The 18,697-nt window shown below is 32.1% G+C and carries 20 protein-coding genes; 6 read left to right on the top strand and 14 right to left on the bottom strand.

Annotation, left to right across the window (positions count from 1 at the left end; all coding sequences use genetic code 11):
• Positions 1-762, bottom strand: coding sequence for a 3'-5' exonuclease (locus tag ELQ11_RS04365; RefSeq protein WP_134225163.1), 762 nt, complete (start codon positions 760-762; stop codon positions 1-3).
• A complete protein-coding gene (gene rpe / locus ELQ11_RS04360; protein ID WP_002859889.1) occupies positions 759-1,406 on the bottom strand; it encodes a ribulose-phosphate 3-epimerase in 648 nt (215 codons plus the stop codon). The genes ELQ11_RS04365 and rpe overlap by 4 nt, the downstream gene beginning before the upstream one ends.
• Positions 1,407-1,545: 139 nt before the next feature.
• Between rpe and rpmB the strand changes: the two genes are divergently transcribed.
• The 3 genes from rpmB (at position 1,546) to ELQ11_RS04345 (ending at position 3,247) form a co-directional block, all read left to right on the top strand.
• Positions 1,546-1,740, top strand: a complete 195-nt coding sequence (gene rpmB / locus ELQ11_RS04355; RefSeq protein WP_002854974.1) for a 50S ribosomal protein L28 — start codon at positions 1,546-1,548, stop codon at positions 1,738-1,740.
• Positions 1,741-1,924: 184 nt separating this feature from the next.
• Positions 1,925-2,140, top strand: a complete 216-nt coding sequence (locus tag ELQ11_RS04350) for a YdcH family protein (RefSeq protein ID WP_002855201.1) — start codon at positions 1,925-1,927, stop codon at positions 2,138-2,140.
• 9 nt (positions 2,141-2,149) lie between these two features.
• A complete protein-coding gene (locus tag ELQ11_RS04345) occupies positions 2,150-3,247 on the top strand; it encodes a methyl-accepting chemotaxis protein (RefSeq protein WP_072223738.1) in 1,098 nt (365 codons plus the stop codon).
• Positions 3,248-3,278: 31 nt separating this feature from the next.
• On the opposite strand, the gene ELQ11_RS04340 is transcribed toward ELQ11_RS04345, so the two are convergent.
• The 5 genes from ELQ11_RS04340 to acpP all read right to left on the bottom strand — a co-directional run bounded on the left by ELQ11_RS04340 (position 3,279) and on the right by acpP (position 8,577).
• Positions 3,279-3,875 carry an NUDIX domain-containing protein gene (locus ELQ11_RS04340; protein ID WP_002871176.1) on the bottom strand — a complete coding sequence of 199 codons (597 nt, stop codon included), beginning with the start codon at positions 3,873-3,875 and terminating at the stop codon, positions 3,279-3,281.
• Between the two features lie 82 nt (positions 3,876-3,957).
• The gene (locus ELQ11_RS04335; RefSeq protein WP_134225162.1) at positions 3,958-6,030 is read right to left on the bottom strand and encodes a TonB-dependent receptor; all 2,073 of its coding nucleotides are present in this window, start codon (positions 6,028-6,030) and stop codon (positions 3,958-3,960) included.
• A gap of 133 nt (positions 6,031-6,163) precedes the next feature.
• A complete protein-coding gene (locus ELQ11_RS04330; protein WP_126254356.1) occupies positions 6,164-7,102 on the bottom strand; it encodes an acetyl-CoA carboxylase carboxyltransferase subunit alpha in 939 nt (312 codons plus the stop codon).
• A 1-nt stretch (position 7,103) separates the two neighbouring features.
• Positions 7,104-8,318, bottom strand: a complete 1,215-nt coding sequence (locus ELQ11_RS04325; protein ID WP_134225161.1) for a beta-ketoacyl-ACP synthase II — start codon at positions 8,316-8,318, stop codon at positions 7,104-7,106.
• Positions 8,319-8,343: 25 nt separating this feature from the next.
• Positions 8,344-8,577, bottom strand: a complete 234-nt coding sequence (acpP, locus tag ELQ11_RS04320) for an acyl carrier protein (RefSeq protein ID WP_002871173.1) — start codon at positions 8,575-8,577, stop codon at positions 8,344-8,346.
• Positions 8,578-8,686: 109 nt separating this feature from the next.
• On the opposite strand from acpP, the gene tenA reads away from it, so the two are divergent.
• Positions 8,687-9,355 carry a thiaminase II gene (tenA, locus tag ELQ11_RS04315; RefSeq protein WP_134225160.1) on the top strand — a complete coding sequence of 223 codons (669 nt, stop codon included), beginning with the start codon at positions 8,687-8,689 and terminating at the stop codon, positions 9,353-9,355.
• Positions 9,356-9,378: 23 nt separating this feature from the next.
• Here tenA and sdhE read toward each other — a convergent pair whose 3' ends face one another.
• From sdhE to gpmI, 7 genes are all read right to left on the bottom strand, one after another.
• Positions 9,379-10,236 (bottom strand): 8-methylmenaquinol:fumarate reductase membrane anchor subunit, encoded by an 858-nt coding sequence (sdhE, locus tag ELQ11_RS04310; protein WP_070252286.1) that lies wholly within the window; start codon positions 10,234-10,236, stop codon positions 9,379-9,381.
• A 3-nt stretch (positions 10,237-10,239) separates the two neighbouring features.
• Positions 10,240-11,205, bottom strand: a complete 966-nt coding sequence (gene sdhB, locus ELQ11_RS04305; RefSeq protein WP_002871170.1) for an 8-methylmenaquinol:fumarate reductase iron-sulfur subunit — start codon at positions 11,203-11,205, stop codon at positions 10,240-10,242.
• The gene (gene sdhA / locus ELQ11_RS04300) at positions 11,202-13,037 is read right to left on the bottom strand and encodes an 8-methylmenaquinol:fumarate reductase flavoprotein subunit (RefSeq protein WP_072223733.1); all 1,836 of its coding nucleotides are present in this window, start codon (positions 13,035-13,037) and stop codon (positions 11,202-11,204) included. Before sdhA ends, sdhB begins: the two co-directional genes overlap by 4 nt.
• 338 nt (positions 13,038-13,375) lie before the next feature.
• Complete coding sequence (locus ELQ11_RS04295) at positions 13,376-13,786, bottom strand: pyridoxamine 5'-phosphate oxidase family protein (protein WP_072223732.1); 411 nt, start codon at positions 13,784-13,786, stop codon at positions 13,376-13,378.
• Between the two features lie 6 nt (positions 13,787-13,792).
• The gene (gene fabG / locus ELQ11_RS04290; RefSeq protein ID WP_002861187.1) at positions 13,793-14,536 is read right to left on the bottom strand and encodes a 3-oxoacyl-ACP reductase FabG; all 744 of its coding nucleotides are present in this window, start codon (positions 14,534-14,536) and stop codon (positions 13,793-13,795) included.
• Positions 14,526-14,624 carry a hypothetical protein gene (locus ELQ11_RS10475; protein WP_002869268.1) on the bottom strand — a complete coding sequence of 33 codons (99 nt, stop codon included), beginning with the start codon at positions 14,622-14,624 and terminating at the stop codon, positions 14,526-14,528. Before ELQ11_RS10475 ends, fabG begins: the two co-directional genes overlap by 11 nt.
• Positions 14,608-16,086: a 2,3-bisphosphoglycerate-independent phosphoglycerate mutase gene (gene gpmI, locus ELQ11_RS04280; RefSeq protein ID WP_052858178.1), complete on the bottom strand. Its 1,479-nt coding sequence runs from the start codon at positions 16,084-16,086 to the stop codon at positions 14,608-14,610. Before gpmI ends, ELQ11_RS10475 begins: the two co-directional genes overlap by 17 nt.
• A 79-nt stretch (positions 16,087-16,165) precedes the next feature.
• On the opposite strand from gpmI, the gene mraY reads away from it, so the two are divergent.
• Both mraY and murD read left to right on the top strand, forming a co-directional pair.
• Positions 16,166-17,227, top strand: coding sequence for a phospho-N-acetylmuramoyl-pentapeptide-transferase (gene mraY / locus ELQ11_RS04275; RefSeq protein ID WP_044778831.1), 1,062 nt, complete (start codon positions 16,166-16,168; stop codon positions 17,225-17,227).
• Complete coding sequence (gene murD, locus ELQ11_RS04270) at positions 17,227-18,435, top strand: UDP-N-acetylmuramoyl-L-alanine--D-glutamate ligase (RefSeq protein ID WP_070240615.1); 1,209 nt, start codon at positions 17,227-17,229, stop codon at positions 18,433-18,435. Before mraY ends, murD begins: the two co-directional genes overlap by 1 nt.
• Positions 18,436-18,697 lie beyond the last annotated feature (262 nt).

Raw genomic sequence — 18,697 nt, 5'->3', positions numbered from 1 at the left:
TTATTTTTGCTTTATGCGTGCAGTTTTTGTAAAATTTATAAGTTCTTCTGTAGTTTTTATATGATAAGGAAGTTTTCCAAGGCAATATTTAAAAATTTCAGCAGCTGCCAAAGCATCATCTAAGGCCCTATGATGCGTATTTTCCACGCCCAGAAATTCTTTCAAAACCTCTAGTTTATATTTTGGACTTTCTATACAACATTGTGCAAATTCTATAGTGCAAATACGACGATTAAGCAAAATGCCAAAACCACACTCATTTAAAGCCTTAGAAATAAAACTATAATCAAAACGCACATTATGCGCTACAAAAATACTGTCTTTTAAAAAAAGCCTAAAATCACTTAAAACCTTTGCTAAACTTGGAGCATTTTCCACCATCTCATAAATAATACCCGTAAGTTCGGTTATATTTTCTGGAATTTCTTTTACTTTAATAAAACTTTGAAAGCGTCCAATTTCTTTAGAGTTTTGAATTTTAACCGCTCCAATTTCTAAAATTTCTCCCTTACTTACCCCACCAGTACTTTCTATATCTACTATACAAAAAATTTCATCTTTAATTTTTGTTGTGCGTGTTTTAAGGGCAAAAATATTATCTTTATTCAAAGTTAAGCCCAAACCCAAAAGCTCAAAAGTTTCTAAATCTAAATCAAAATTTTTTAATTCTTCAACTTTGGCAAACTCTTGCATCACCCAATCATAAGGTTTGCTTTGCTTATTTAATATAGAAATAATCTGATCAATTTGCTGTAAACTCAAAATTCAAGCTTTAAAGATGAAATTGCAGTTTTATAATCATTAGAAGAAAAAATATAACTTCCAGCCACCAAAATATCAGCTCCGGATTCTTCTAAATCGCTAGCATTTAAACCATTAACACCACCATCAACCTCTATAAAAACTTTAGCATTTTTTTTATCAATCATTTGGCGTAATTCTTTGATTTTTTCATGCACTAAAGGTAAAAATTTTTGTCCACCAAATCCAGGATTAACACTCATTAAAAGCACCATATCTACAAATTCTAGCATGTGTTTAATAGAATCAATAGGAGTGTGTGGATTTAAAACAATAGCAGGATGGATTCCTTGACTTCTTATATATTCACAAAGCCTTATAGGATGAACTTCGCTTTCCATATGAAAAGAAATGAATTTTGGTTTCAAAGGGATAAAAAGATCTATAAATTTACTTACATCTTTAACCATCAAATGCACATCTAATGGCAACTTACTAATAGTTGAAATTTTTTCGATCACGCAAGGTCCGAAAGTCAAATTTGGAACAAAGTGTCCATCCATTACATCAATATGTAAAAGATCCGCACCTGCAGCTTCAATAGCTTTAACTTCTTCTTCTAATTTCAAAAAATTTGCAGACAATAAACTTGGAGCTACATACATGATCAAAACCTTAAACTATATATAAATGTGATAAATAATATTTTATCGACTTATATATTAAAAAAACTATAAATTATGGAATATTTTAAGCTTAATTTTGATAAAATCTCCATTTAAAAATTTTCATAAGGACAAGAAAATGGCAAGAGTATGTCAAATCACAGGCAAGGGTCCAATGGTGGGTAATAATGTCAGCCATGCTAACAATAAAACAAAAAGACGCTTTTTACCTAATCTCAGAACAGTTCGTGTAACTTTAGAAGATGGCACCACGAGAAAAATGAGAATCGCAGCTTCTACTCTAAGAACTCTAAAAAAACAAAATTCTAAATAATTTTGAGGATTTATTCCTCAATTTTAATATTTCAAATTTAAAAATAAACTTTAATAAATCACTTATATAACACACATTTAAAAATTATTATTAAGTTTATTATTTTTTAAGCCAAAAATATCTTTTAATAGTGTAAAATACCTTATTAAATGAATTTTAAATTTCACTAATACAAGGAGAGTTTATGCTACATGAATATAGAGAATTAATGTCAGAGCTAAAAGGTAAAGATGCTCATTTTGATAAACTATTTGATCGTCATAATGAACTTGATGACATGATTAAAGATGCAGAAGAAGGTAGAACTTCTCTTAGCAGCATGGAAATTTCAACCTTAAAAAAAGAAAAGCTTCATGTAAAAGATGAACTTAGCCAATATCTAGCAAATTATAAAAAATAAGGCAAAACAATGTTTGGAAGTAAAATAAACCATTCTGATCTTCAAAAACTTGAAGAAGAAAATAAAAATCTTACACATAAAATTGAAAAATTTCAATCGGAAAATTTAGAATTAAAAAATAAAATTACATCATTAGAACAAGCAGCTTTGGAGTCTAAACTTAAAACAGATCTTTTAAATGTTTTGTTAACTGGGGTTTTAAAAAATATTACTATTATTCAAAGCGATATGTTAGAAAATGTAAATAAGGCAGAAGTTATCTCCAGCTATTCTAAAACTTCTCTTGCTGAAATGGATGAACTTAACCATATTGCTAATTCTATCAATGCTTCCTTAGGGGATATTACAGAATCAGCCAATAAGACAAGAGATGTTGCAGGAACATTGCATAGAAGTGTTGATGAAATTACTAATGTAATCAATTTAATTAAAGATGTTTCCGATCAAACCAATCTTTTAGCTCTTAACGCTGCTATAGAAGCTGCACGCGCAGGTGAACATGGGCGTGGTTTTGCTGTTGTTGCTGATGAAGTAAGAAAACTAGCTGAAAAAACACAAAAAGCAACCACAGAAGTTGAAATGAATATCAACCTTTTAAAGCAAAATGCAAATGAAATGTATACTCAAAGTGAACAAGTTGAAAAAATTTCTATAGATTCTAATGCTCATATTATGAGTTTTTCCGAAAAATTTACTCACTTAGTAAATGAAGCGCATTCTACCAATTCAAATGCAGTTGGTATCGCTTCAGAAGCTTTCGTATCTTTAGCAAAACTAGATCATATAGCTTTTAAATTAAATGGTTATAAAGAAATTTTTTCCAAATCAGGAAAGCAATTAGCCGATCATACATCTTGTCGCTTAGGAAAATGGCTTGCTAGCACAGGAAAAGAAAGATTTGGGCAAAATAAAAGCTTCTTAAAAATTAACGAGCCACATGAAAAAGTTCATGAAAATATGAATAATGCTATAACAATAGCAAATACAGAAGATATTAGCAAAGATATTACTCAACACAGCATAATTAATAAATGTGAAGTTGCTGAAAATGCATCGCTTGATCTTTTCAATGTATTTAAAGAAATGCTTGATGAGTCAGATCATTAAAATCCTAGGTTGAACCTTTTTAAGGTTTAACCTAAATAATCTTTAATTTTCCCCACTTTTCCTTTAAAAACCACATATAAGCAAAATCAAGCAAAGGCGTTCTTATCATATTTTTACATTTTTTTTCAAAATCCTGCACCTTAACATAAACAGCTTCAATCTCTTCATCATCAACTCCACCTCCAGAAGAAATTTTATCTTTTTCATCAACTTCTGCGAAATAAAAGCTTTGCTTGCTTACACCTGAACCAAACCCTGTATAAAAATCTCCTATTTTTTCTAAATTTTTAGGAGCATATCCTAGTTCTTCTATACATTCTTCTTTTGCTATTTCCTCTAAAGATAATTTTTTATCTACAAGTCCTGAACAAAGCTCTATAGTATAGCCCATATTATCATCTTTTACATAATCTTTATCATGCATTTGATGATACCAAAGTGGTATACGAAATTGGCGTACAAAAATAAAACTTTCTAATTCTTTATGATACAAAAGCACTGAAACACTATCTTTAGATTCTATAAAATCCCAAGTACAAAGCCTACCATTGCTTTCATAAGCAAATCTCTTAGGCTTAATATAATTTGATTTTTCAAAAGAAAGTTCTTTTAAATTTTTAAACGCCATAATAAAACCTTTTATTTATTTTTCACATTGTACTTTATTTTTGCTTTTTTGAAAATATAAAGGTGATTAAAGCCTTAAAAAATTAAAAATCATATTTATAACTCAACCAAAAACTCCTTCCTTCTGTATAGTCTTGATAACGATTTGCATATCCAGCAGGATTGGCTCCAGCCCATTTAGTAACTTGCGGATCAAAGAAATTTTTATCAAAAAGATTTTGTACTACAAAACTTAAGCTAGATTGCTTATTGATTTTATAATTTATCCCTAAATCTACTATATAAAAAGGCTTATATTTTTGCCATGGCAAACTACCATTACCGCCACCTTTTGCTTTAGCTATAGTATCGAGTCTTGCTCGTGTTTTTATATAGGAACTAAATTTACCTCGCTCATAGTTTAATTTTAACATTGCTATATGTTTTGGTAAATTTTCTATTCTATCACCACCAAACCAATTTTTTTGACCATCTTTGTAGCGATTATCCATAAAAGTATAACTTGAATTTAGGCTAAAGCTATTGTAAGTTTTAGTATTAAATGCAAATTCTATACCTTTAGTCTGTGTTTTTCCAAGATTAATAGGACGCGTACAAACAGTGTCAATGCTACAATTAATACCATTTTGCGTACCTGTTAAATCTTCACTACTGATTTGATTTGTAAAATCAGTAATAAATCCTGTGATAGAATAATGTGCAAAATCAAATATCCTAAAATCAACACCCAATTCATAATTTATACTTTCTTCAGGTTTTAAGTCAGGGTTTCCAAAATTAGCATTGTCATTGCTATAATTATAATATCCATTTGTCAACTCCTTAGCAGCAGGAGTTTTATAGCCTTTTGAAACACCTCCTTTAAAGGCTATATTATCATTTAAGTGATAAACCAAATAAACCCTAGGCGTAAATTCAGAATCAAACAAATCGCTATAAATATAACGCAAACCTGTAGTAAAAATCAAATCATCTGTTATAAAATACTCATTTTCCCCATAAAGCGCAACCGTGGTTTGATCAAGATTTTTACCTCTTATTTGACTACCTGCGCTTGCTTGATCATTTTTTAACATCTCATAATCAATCCTTGCACCAAAGGTATTTACTAAATTACCGTATTGACCTAAATTCCAAGGTAAAACAACCTTGCCTTCTCCTACCCAAATTTGGCTATGCAGCTCCTTATCCTTAGTGCTGCCATATTGTAAATATGAGTTAGTTGAACCAAAATCATAATTACCATCATGATTTAAAACAACATTATCTTTAAACAGTTGCCTTTCGCTTTTAATAGCCCTACTACTTGTAGAATTCACCGAAATTTCATTAATATATCGCTCTATATCAAAATATATATTATTTTTATCATCTACTGTCCAATTAAGCCTAGAACCAAAACCTAAGCTGGTAAAAGCACCTGGACTATGACTAGCAATTTGAAAATTTTCAGGTCTTTGAGTACCACCATTCCAAACCGGCGTAGGCCATTTTAAATCAGAAGCTACCTTATCATAATACTTCAACCTTGCAGAAATTGATAATGTATCTTCAATCAAAGGAGTTGCTATATAAGCGTTAAATCCCCCAGCATTGCCATAGTGATTAGAGTGCTGTTGCAAAAGAGTATTAAATTCTATATTTGCTTCGGTTTTATCAGGATTTTTCTTAGTGATAATATTTATCACACCGCCTACAGCATCACTGCCATAAAGCGTAGAAGCTGGACCACGTATAACCTCAATACGCTCTATCATAGACAAAGGTGGTAGATATCCTGACTCACTGCCACCAAAACCATTATTATAAAACCCATTTGCAACACTTTGACGTTTTCCATCAATTAAAACTAGAGTATAAGAACTACCAAAACCTCGTATGCTAAAATCATAAGTGCCTGTTTTATTCATAGTCACATCTACACCTGGAATATCTCCTATAGCCTCCCCTATATCCTTAATTGGCTTTTTTTCAAGCTCTTCTTTTGTAATGATAGAAATACTAGCAGGTGCATCAACCAAATCTTGTTCAAAACCACTAGCACTAACCACAACATCATCAAGTTGATATTTTTCCTCTGCTTTCAATAAAGCTCCAGATAAAATTAAAAAACACAGTAAACTTTTTTTAAATTTTATATTTTTGATTTGAGTCAAATTAATTCCTTTAAAAAAATTTATTTTGATATTTAAAATCATTTTTGAAGTATAAAAAAAGAATACTTTTAATTAACTTAATTTTGATAACAATTATAAATAATAAAATTATTTAAAAAAGCGAAGTAAAAGCCTAAGCCTCTTGATAGGCTCCAAGCTTTAAAATTTTCTGCATACGATTTGCAGAAAGTTCTCGTACGTCAATATTTTCAAGTTCATTTAGAGATTTTTTTACATAATCAGCAATAGCTACTGCTGCAGCTTCTTTATTGCGATGTGCACCATTTGTAGGCTCATCTATAACATCATCAATTAAACCTTGAGATTTTAAATCATCAGCCGTTACCTTCATAGCCTTGGTTGCAGCTTCACTTTTTGCAGGATCATTCCAAAGTATTGCAGCACAACCTTCAGGAGAAATTACTGAAAAAACAGAATTTTTCATCATTGCAAGTCTATCTGCAACCCCTATAGCTAACGCCCCGCCACTACCGCCTTCTCCAATAACTATAGCAATGGTCGGTATTTTCAAATCACTTAATTCATATAAATTTCTAGCGATAGCTTCACTTTGCCCTCTTTCTTCAGCACCTATTCCAGGATAAGCACCTGGAGTATCTATCAAAAATAAAAGAGGAATTTGAAATTTCTCTGCAAGTCTTGCTACTCTTAAGGCTTTACGATATCCTTCAGGATGTGGCATCCCAAAATTTCTAGCGATTTTATCTTTTGTTCCACGTCCTTTTTGCTCACCAATTACAATTATTTTTTTCTCTCCTAAATAACCCATAAAACAAACAATAGCAGGATCATCTCTAAAGGCACGATCACCATGTATTTCGTGAGCGTCATTTAAAATAAGTTCAATATAGTCAAGAGCATAAGGGCGATCTGGATGACGCGCTAATTGCAAACGTTGAAAATCACTTAAATTCTTATAAGTTTTAGAAATTTCTTTTTCAAGATTTTTCTTTAAAATCGATACAGCTTCAGTATCTCCTTTAATCTGAGCATTGATAATGTCCTCGTCAATTTGCTGAATATTTTTTTCAAAATCTAAATAAGAAGCCATATTAATCTACTTTTTTAAATACAACACAGCCATTTGTGCCACCAAAACCAAAAGAATTGCTCATCACCACTTTTAAATCTACTTTTCTTGATATATTTGGAACATAATCAAGATTACATTCATCATCTTTTACAAGCTGATTGATTGTAGGCGGAACTACCCCGTCTCTTAAAGCCATAACACTAATAACTGCTTCAATTGCACCTGCAGCACCCAAGCAATGGCCTGTTTGTCCTTTGGTGGAACTTATAAGCGGGATATTATTGCCAAAAAGCTCTTTAATTGCTGCGGTTTCATTTTTGTCATTTACAGGAGTTGAAGTTCCATGTGCATTGATATAATCTACCTTTGGATTCCCTGCCATATTTAAAGCTTTTTTCATAGCTCTTAAAGGCCCATCTAAAGTTGGTGAAGTAATATGATGCGCATCTGCACTTTCTCCAAATCCAATTAATTCAGCATAAATTGTAGCACCGCGTTTTTTAGCCTCTTCATATTCCTCAAAAACCAAAGCTCCAGCACCTTCTCCCATGACAAAACCATCTCTTTCTTTGTCAAATGGTCTTGAAGCATGCTGTGGATCTTCATTTCTAGTTGATAAAGCTTTCATTGAAGCAAAACCACCTATACCCACAGGACAAATCGCAGCTTCTGCGCCTATGACTAACATCTTTTTAGCATTTCCCAAAGCTATACTTTTATAAGCTTCTCCTATAGCATGAGTTCCTGCTGCACAAGCTGTAACACAAGAAATATTTGGCCCTTTAAGTCCATGCTCTATAGAAATCAAACCTCCTAACATATTTACAAGTGCTGAAGGTATGAAAAAAGGGGAAATTTTACGCGGACCTCGCTCGGAACAAATAACGGAATTTTTTTCTATGTTAGGCAAACCTCCAATACCAGCAGCCGAAACAATGCCAAATTCTTCTTTGTCTAATTCTTCGCTAAATCCAGCATCCTGCATTGCTTCTCTTGCTGCTTTAATTCCAAGTTGTATGAAACGGTCAATTTTTTTTACTTCTTTACCATCAACAACCTCTAATGGATCAAAATTTTTAACTTCAGCTGCAATTTGAACAGGAAAGTCTGTGGCATCAAAAAGAGTAATTTTATTTACTCCGCTTTCTCCATTGCAAATTGCTTTAAATGAACTTTCTTTATCTAAACCAAGGGCATTGATCATACCAATACCTATAACTACAACTCTTTTCAAGAATAAGCTCCTTGCAAGAAAAAAATTATTTTTTTAGATTGTCAATATAATTTACAACATCTTCAATTTTAATTAATTTTTCAGCATCACTATCTGGAATTTCTACTTCAAATTTTTCTTCTAAAGCCATAATAAGCTCTACAACATCTAAAGAATCAGCACCTAAATCTTCAATAATTTTTGATTCCATTTTAACTGCATCTGCATCAATACTTAATTGCTCTATTACTACTGCTTTTACATCATCAAATGTTGCCATTTGTTCTCCTTCAAAAAATTAAAATAAAGCGTATTTTACTATAAAAAGCTTAAAATATTTATAGTTTTTCATTATACTTGAAAATAAAATATTAAAACATAAAGGAAAAATGATGCTTTTCTCTAATTTAATCAAAGAAAATCAAAAAATTTGGGATGCTTATCTACATCATGATTTTGTTAAAAAATTAGAAGATAAAAGCTTAAAGCAAGAAAATTTTCTTTTTTATCTCAAGCAAGATTATATTTATTTGCTTAATTACGCAAAATGTTATGCAAGATTAGCACTTAACTCAAATACTGCAAAAGAACTTCGTTTTGCTATGAAATTTCAAAATTATATAGTTGAAAGAGAAATGGAACTTCATCGTGCAATTTTATCTCTTGGCATTAATGCAGATGAACTCGATACAAAAGATGAAAGTTTAGTCAATATAGCCTATTCGCGTTATATGTTAAGCGTAGGTGAAAATGGAGATTTTTTAGATATGTTAGTTGCTCTTAGTGCTTGCGCTATAGGCTATGCAAAAATAGGTGCTGAAATTATAAATCGTTTAAAAAATGAAAATTTAAAAGATCATCCTTACAAAGAATGGATTTTGACCTATGGAAGTGAAAATTTTCAAAATGAAGCTAAAGAATTTGAAGATTTTGTTAATTCTTATACTTCAAGTGTTAGTATACAAAAATTCCAAAAACTCAGCGAAATTTTTCATACTGTAACACGCTTGGAAGTGGCTTTTTGGGAGCATTCTTTAAGAATGGAATTAAATCTTTAAACATGGGCTTTTTGCCCATGTTTTTATGCAATTTTACTTGCATTAATAATATTATAATCTAAACCAACCATTTCTTTAGAAAGTCCTAATGCAAGTCCTACTAATTGTGATAAATGAATAATAGGCAATCTTGCTTTAGAATTAGTATAATCTTGAAATCTTTCTTGATAGATATCAAGCTGCATTTGACAAAGTGGACAAGGTGTTACAACACAATCGGCTTGATTTTCACTTGCATTATTGACAATTTGACTAGACATTTTTTTCACAGATTTTTCTGCAGGATAAGAAGCATGAAAACCACAACAATCAAGGCGTTTTTCAAAAGGAACTATTTTAGCCCCTAAAACTTCTACTACACTTTCAAAACTTTTTGGATTGGTTGAACTTTCTTTTTTACCGAAAGCATCTTCAGGTCTTAAACTATGGCAACCATAAAATAAAGCTACTTTTAAATTTGAAAGCGGCTTTTTCACCTTGCTTTTTAAATTATCCAAATCCTCATAAAGCTCCCACAAAAGACTTGTAATAGGCGTTGAACCTTGATATTTCATTCCACCTTGTGCTAAAAAAGTATTGATGTGTTCTTTTGCACCCTTATCAAGAGTATTTTTTGCTTTAGTTAAAGTTAGCATACAAGTACTACAAGTTGTAAGCATTGGCATTTTCATCTCTTCTGCTAAAGCAATATTTCTTGCATTAGCTACCAAAGTCGCAATAGGATCAACACACTGCGCTTGAGAAGCCCCACAACAACTCCATCCCTTAATTTCATTTAATTTCCAACCCAAAATAGGTGCAATAGCTTCAAGTGAAATTTTAGATTCTTTTGCAGCTTGAGATAAAACACAACCTGGAAAAAAAGCGTATTCTTTTTGCATATTTTACTCCTTAACAGCAGCTTCTTGTGCCGCCTTTATCATTTTAACCAAATCTTTATGCCCTTCTATTTCATCCTCGCCAAAAACATGCATAGGATTCATTTTTCCTGCGCGCATAAGTTTAAAAGCTATATCTGTTTTGCCCATAGAACCTATAACACCCTCAGAACGCAAAGCAAGATAAATTTCATTCAAGCGTCCTGAACCTTCAACTAAATCTTTATAAAAAGCTTCAGCATGATCAGGCCCTAAGCCTTCATTTAAACCTTTTTTAATCGCCATCACTCTTAAATTTGCTATATCACTTACTGAACTTATACCCTTTGGACAACGATCAGCGCACTCTTGACAATGAACACAAAGCCAAAGTCCATTCATTACACTAGGTTTTACATGCAACATAGGATCCTTACCTCGAGAGTCTGCCGCTGCACGCCAAGCATGAGTAAAAACAAAAGGTTGCATATAATCGCTACTATCTGCTTCTAATTTATTACACTCTGAGGCACAGCTACCACATAAAATACAATCCCATTGCTTGCTAATACGATCAAATTCTTCTTGACTTTGTTTACAGCCCTTTTCCGCTGAAAATTCATTTTTTGCCACCATGGCAGGACGAATTTTTCTTAAATTTTCTATAGAAGGCTCCCAATCCACAATTAAATCAGAAATTACTCTAAAATTTCCAAGCGGAGAAATGCGTATACTTGAAGGATTATTATATTCTTTTAACAAATCTTGCATTTTAGTATCACAAGCAAGATAAGAATGCCCATTCACACGCACTGCACAAGCCCCACAAATTGCAGATTGACAAGAGGCGGTAAAATTTAAAGTAATATCTTTTGTTTTTTTGATAAAAAGCAAAAGAGAGAGCAGAGTTTTTCCCTGTATATCCTTATCATCAATATCATAACTTTGTTCATATTTTTCCTTGCCATTAAAACGATCTATGATGATTTTCATTGTACTCTCCTTCCATCAAGTGAAAACTCAGTTACCACGACATCTTTATAACTAAGTTTTAATTCATCATTTTCTAAATTTACAATGCTATGTTTTAAGAAATTTTTATCATCTCGCTTTGGATAATCTTCTCTAGTATGAGCCCCACGACTTTCAAGTCTATTTCTAGCTGCTAAACAAGCACAACGAGAAAGTAAAATCAAATTGCCAAGCTCCACATAATCTGTAAAAGCAGTATTCATCACTTCATTAGGATTTGGAATACGAATTTTTTCATATCTTGCTTGTATATCTTCTAAATTTTTTGCTAGAAGATCGAGTTTTTCTTGAGTTCTAAAAATCCCCATATTATCCCAATTTTGACTTCCTAGCTCTTCTCGCAATTCATACATTTCTTGACCATTTCCGCCATTATTTGTAATTTCTTTAAATCTAGCCTGCCATTTTTGAGCAAGTTCATGAGTTTTTACCCCTTTTCCAAAACTTGCATCTTTAGCATAATTTGTCGCACCAATGCCTGCTAAATGCCCCGTTACAACGGCATCGGCTAAAGAATTTCCCCCTAGTCTATTAGCTCCATGTATAGAAATACAAGAAGCTTCTCCACCTACATAAATTCCAGCAATTTTAGTACTCATATCTTCAAATTTAGCCACTTCAATTCCACCCATAGAATAATGCGCCGTTGGACGGATAGGTACAGGAGTATCTACTAAATCAATATTTTCAAAAAGCATTGCAGTGTGACGAATTTTTGGTAAATCTTTTAAAATTTTTTCTTTTCCTAAGTGGCGTACATCGCACAAAACATAAGCTCCAAGTCCCTCGCCATAACCTCTACCTTCACGAATTTCTGTTTCTATAGCACGCGCAACCACATCTCGCGGTGCAAGCTCCATTTTTTCATGGTAATTTTTCATAAAACGCTCACCACGATTATTTAAAAGATATCCTCCTTCACCGCGCGCCGCTTCTGTAATAAGAGTTCCACCATTTGCAACTCCTGTTGGGTGAAATTGTATCATCTCAGGATCTTCAAAACCAAGTCCTGCTCTAAGAGCAGCTGCCACACCATCTCCTGTGGCAATAAAAGGAGTTGAAGTTCTATTATAAAATATCCTTGTATATCCCCCTGTAGCAATTACCAAAGCTTTGCATAGCACAGGATAAATTCCACCGCTTTGTATATCTCTTAAAACGACACCCTCGCATTTTCCATCCGCAACACCTATATCCAAAAGTTCATGATCCATTAAAAATTTCACACCACTACTAATAGCATCATCTAAACAAGAATGCATTAAAATATGACCTGTTTTATCTGCAGAATAGTTACAGCGTTTCTTAGAAGCTCCTCCCATTAAACGCTGAGCTACTCCACCTTGCTCATTTCTTGAAAACAAGGTTCCTATAAAATCCATATTAAAAATAGCCTTTCCAGCTAATTCACAAAATTTTAAAGCCGCATCTTGATCTACCAAGTAAGCTCCGCCTTTGATAGTATCGTAAGCATGTAATTTATAGGAATCTCCATTAGAAAAATCAGTAACTCCATTAATTCCACCCTCTGCCATACAAGTTGCATTACGCGATGGCATCATCTTTGTAGCTACTACAACGCTTAATTTTGGATTTTCTTTTCTCACTGCGGCTGCAGCACGCAAACCTGCTCCACCTGATCCAATTACCAAAACATCGCAAGAAGGTAAATTTGTATCTTTATCCATCTTAGATGAATCATCTAAGGCATAAACTCCACTTGAACTTGCAGCTAAAGCTCCTACACTAATACAGGCTGTTTTTATAAAATCTCTTCTAGAAAATTCACCCATATCATTCTCCTTATTTAAAAAAATTAATAATAATTTTTTAATGTAAGTCAATCTTACACAACCGCATGCCAAAAATCCAAAAACAAACTCTCCTTTCAATATAAAATGGATTAAAAACAAATTTATAATTTAGTAAATATAAAAAAGCATAAGATAAGTAATCAAAGAAGATAAATGAATATAATAAAATAAATATTAAAAAATTTTTGCAATATATCATAATCTATTCCTTGCAAATTAAACGGAATGATTATACCTTAAAAAAATAACAAAAAGTTAATATTAATTAAGATAATATTTATCTTAATTAATATATAGTTAATAAAATTATCAAATCATTAAGCCTTAAAAAGCTTAAATTCTCCATTTGCAAATTGCATTCTAGCGCTTAGATGATCAAGATAAAAAACTTCAAATTTTGGATTTTGTGGAGTTTCATAAAGATTTACAAGATAAGGGTATTTTTCGAACATCATTTTTTTAACTTCTAAATTTGGTTCAAAAACCGCATTAGCTCTAAGTCTTAAAAAAGTCCCATCTTTTGAACAAGAACAAAATTCAATACCACTATAATTTTTTATATGTTTAAAAAGTCCTTTTGTGTTTGCTGTGCAAAAATAAATTTTATCTCCCACAAGCAATGGACTTTGTATAGGACGCACTCTAGGATTTCCACAAGTTCCTAAAGTGGCTAAAAATGCCGGTGCATTATCATCTAAAAATTGTGCTATTTCTTTTAAATCCATCATTTTTCCTTACATATATAAACCACCATTGATCTTAAGCACATCGCCTGTCACATAAGAGGCATAATCACTAAGTAAAAACGCTACACAATTAGCCACTTCTTCAGGTTCTGCAAAGCGTTTTAAAGGGATATTATCTTGATAAGCTTGTTTGATTTCATCGCTTAAAACTTCAGTCATATCGCTTTTTATGAAACCTGGAGTTACACAGTTAAAGCGTAAATTTCTACTTGCTCCTTCTTTAGCAAAAGATTTAGTCATAGCTATCATTCCACCTTTACTAGCAGAATAATTTACTTGTCCAGCATTACCCATTTCTCCGACAATAGAAGCGATATTTACAACAGCACCAAAGCGTTTTTTACTCATGGTTTTTAAAGCTTCTCTACAACCTAAAAAAGCTGAGCTTAAATTTGTATCCACAACGCCACTAAAGTCCTCTAATTTCATTCTTAAAGCAAGTTTATCATTTGTAATGCCTGCGTTATTTACAAGATAACTTAATTCTCCATCGCTCTCCACTATGGTTTTTACACCATTTTCAAACTCATCTTCTTTGCTTGCATCAAATTTAATCACAGCAGCAACGCCACCACTTGCAATAATTTCATCTTTTAAAGCATCTGCAAGTTCAGGTTTTGAACGATAATTGATCCAAACTTTAAGCCCAAAACCTGCCAAAGTTTTTGCGATAGAAGCACCTATTCCCTTACTTGCTCCAGTAATTAAAACATTTTTTCCACTAAATTTCATTATCTATCCTTAATAAGTTTAATTTTAAAAATTGCAATCTTAACAAATTTCTTATAAAAAAGGCAAACAAACTAAAATAAAGCCTCATTCATTTCTTTTGGAATTTCTAAGTCTAAAATTTTAAGCACGCTTGCAGCTATATTACTCAGCCCCATATTATCTTTAATCTTTGAAACTCCCTTTGCTTGCACAAAAACAAAAACATCAAAAGTGGTATGATTGGTAAGCAAATTTCCTTTTTTATCTTGCATAGCCTCGCAATTTCCATGATCACTTGTAATGATAAAAGCATAATCATGCTTTTTTGCACATTCTACAATCTCGCCCAAACAAGTATCCACCGCTTCAACAGCCTTTATAGCAGCATTAAAATCGCCTGTATGTCCAACCATATCTCCATTTGCAAAATTTACCACTATAAAGTCTTCGCCCTTTTCTATACCTTTTTTCACTGCATCACACACTTCAAAAGCGCTCATTTGAGGTTTTTCATCATAAGTTTTTACCTTAGGACTTGGGATTAAAACCCTTGTTTCATTTTCTAAAAGCTCTTCTTTTCCGCCATTAAAAAAGAAAGTTACATGGGCATATTTTTCGGTTTCTGCGGTATGAAGCTGACTAAGCCCTGCTTTAGAAATCACTTGCGCTAAAGTATTTTCAATTTTTTCTTTTTCAAAAAGCACAGGGAGTTTAAATTTATCATCATAAACACTCATAGTAAGTAAATTTTCAAAGATTTTTTCGCGTTCAAACTCTTTAAAACCCTTAGAATTTAACACTTCAACGAGTTGTTTCATTCTATCATTTCTAAAATTGATAAAGATAATGCCATCTTCTTCTCTCATACCCTTGTAATTCTCATTTTGCACCGCTTTAATAAACTCATCAGTAATATTTTCATCATAAGATTTTTGTAGGTATTCTAATAAATTTGGCACCTTATAAGCCTTACCTAACAAACACTCATAATATTCTTTTACTCTATCCCAACGTTTATCTCTATCCATAGCATAAAAACGCCCACAAAGTGTAGCAAAATGCACGCCTAAGTTTTCACAAAATTCTTTTAAGTCTTTTATGAAATTTAAGCCACTTTTTGGGCTTACATCACGTCCATCAGTGATTGCGTGAACAAAAACTTCATTGCCATTTTTCGCACAAATTTCAAGCATGGCTTTAAAATGCGTATCCATAGAATGCACCCCGCCATCACTATAAAGCCCTATAATATGCACTCTTTTACATTTTGCTAAAAGTTTTTGTAAATTCTCATTTTTTTCAAGCTCTTTGTTTTCAATGGCTTTATTAATACGCACTAAATTTTGATAAATAACACGCCCACTTCCTATACACATATGCCCTACTTCGCTATTTCCCATTTGCCCTTCTGGCAAACCTACAGCCAAACCACTCGTTTTTAGTAAAGAATTTGGGACCTCCTTAAAAAGCTTTTCATAACTTGGTTTTTTAGCTGCTTCAAAAGCATTAAACTTACTATTTTTATTATACCCTATTCCATCTGTAATAATTAAAACGCATTTTTGCTTCATTTTTCTCTCTTTTATAAGAATTTTTTTGGTTAGATTTTACTAAAATTAAACTTTTAAAAACCAAAAAGAAGGCTAGGTTTTGTATTATCTTTCAGATTTAAGTCATTATGCTTTTTTTACTTATATTAGTGTGCGTGCAGGATTTGCTTTTTTTATCGCTTTATGTTTGTCTTTATTTTTAATGCCTAAATTTATTACTTGGGCAAAAGCTAAAAATGCTAGTCAACCTATTTACGAATACGCCCCAGAAACTCATAAAACCAAATGCCATACTCCAACCATGGGTGGGCTTATTTTCATCAGTTCTGCAGTAATCGCAAGTTTATTTTGTATCAAATTTGATAATATTTTTGCTATAAGTGCTTTGCTTTGTTTGATACTTTTTTGTTTGATAGGACTCGTAGATGATTTAGGCAAAGTTCTAAAAAAAGATAATCATTCAGGACTTAGTCCAAGAATGAAGCTTTTAGCGCAAATCACCACAGGACTTATTTGTATCTTGCCTTTATATTTTAGTTCAGAACTTAGCACAGAACTTTTTATACCTTTTTACAAACATCCTCTTTTTGATATGGAAATTTTTGCCATTGCTTTTTGGATTTTGGTTTTAATTTCTAGCTCTAATGCTGTAAATTTAACCGATGGACTTGATGGCTTAGCTACAGTTCCAAGTATTTTTTCTTTATCTACTTTAGGGATATTCTTATATTTGAGCGGAAATTTAAATTATAGTGAATATTTACTTTTGCCAAAAATTCAAGGACTTGGTGAAGTGGTGATTATTTGTGCTGCATTAATCGGTGCTTTAATGGGATTTTTATGGTACAACTGCTATCCTGCGCAGGTTTTTATGGGGGATAGTGGAAGTTTAGCTTTAGGTGGATTCATAGGATTTTTAGCTATCATTAGCAAAAATGAAATTTTACTTTTACTCATAGGTTTTGTTTTTGTTCTTGAAACTGTTTCTGTAATTTTACAAGTTGGAAGTTTTAAAATTTTTAATAAAAGAGTATTTAAAATGGCACCTATTCATCATCATTTTGAAAAAGTTGGCTGGGTAGAAAATAAAATTATAGTGCGTTTTTGGATGATAGCCTTACTTTCAAATTTACTTGCACTTGCATCAATAAAGCTAAGATAATGAAAATTTCACTTTTTGGATACGGAAAAACCACGCGCGCTATTGCTGAAAATTTGGTAGATAAATTTGGGCCTTTTGATATCTATGATGATCATTTTACAGAAACAAAAAAAGATACACTAGGAAATTTACTTTTAAATCCTAATGATTTTGATGATAATTTAAGCGATATTGAAATTCCTAGTCCAGGTTTTCCACCAAAGCACAAACTCATTCAAAAAGCAAAAAATTTACAAAGCGAATATGACTTTTTTTACGATGTCATGCCAAAATCCGTTTGGATAAGCGGAACCAATGGCAAAACCACTACCACTCAAATGGCTACACATTTATTATCACACATTGGTGCTGTTATGGGTGGAAATGTTGGAACTCCTTTAGCAGAGCTTGATCCTTATGCAAAACTTTGGATACTTGAAACTTCATCTTTCACCCTATACTACACTCATAAAGCTAAACCTGAAATTTATGCACTTTTACCTATAAGTCCTGATCATCTTTCTTGGCATGGAAGTTTTGATAATTATGTTCAAGATAAGCTAAGCGTTTTAAAAAGAATGAATGAATGTGATATAGCAATACTGCCTAAAATTTATGCAAATACTCCAACAAAAGCTCATATAATAAGCTATAAAGATGAAAAAGATCTAGCTGTTAAATTTGGCATTGATACGGAAAAAATTTCCTTTAAAAGTCCTTTTTTACTCGATGCTATCATGGCTTTAGCTATAGAAAAAATTCTACTTGATACTTTAAGCTATGAGCTTTTAAATAGCTTTGTAATGGAAAAAAATAAACTCGAAGAGCTTAAAGACAGTCAAAATAGGCTTTGGGTAAATGACACTAAAGCTACAAATGAAAGTGCTGTAATGGCTGCACTTAGTCGCTATAAAGATAAAAAAATCCATCTTATCATAGGGGGAGATGATAAGGGTGTAGATCTTAGCAATTTATTTGATTTTATGAAAGGATTTGATATAGAACTCTATGCTATAGGTATTAGTACTGAAAAAATGCTTGATTATGCAAAAAAAGCGAATTTGAAAGCCTATAAATGTGAAGTTTTATCTAAGGCTGTAAATGAAATTTCAAATCACTTAAGAGTCAATGAAGTGGCTCTTTTAAGTCCTGCTTGTGCAAGTTTAGATCAGTTCAACTCTTACGCAGAGCGTGGAAAAGTCTTTAAAGAATGTGTGAATAAAATTTAATTTATTATACAATATTTATACAATCCATACAAATATACTAAACCTTCCAAACTCCTAAAAACACCCTATTCTCTTAAAAACCCTAAACAGCAACAAACTCTTTTTTAAACACAATTCTAAGCATCATCTAAAACAACAATAAAAATAAACATAGGATTTATATATAAAGTAAGTAATGAAGATATTTAACAAGTCCGCAATGAGCTACTTTCCCCCTGCCAGTAAGGCGTAGTATCATCACCCACGATGTGCTTAGCTTCTT

The organism is Campylobacter sp. US50a, assembly GCF_004379015.1.
Taxonomy (GTDB): domain Bacteria; phylum Campylobacterota; class Campylobacteria; order Campylobacterales; family Campylobacteraceae; genus Campylobacter_D; species Campylobacter_D jejuni.
This window is presented reverse-complemented; position numbering and strand designations above follow the sequence as displayed.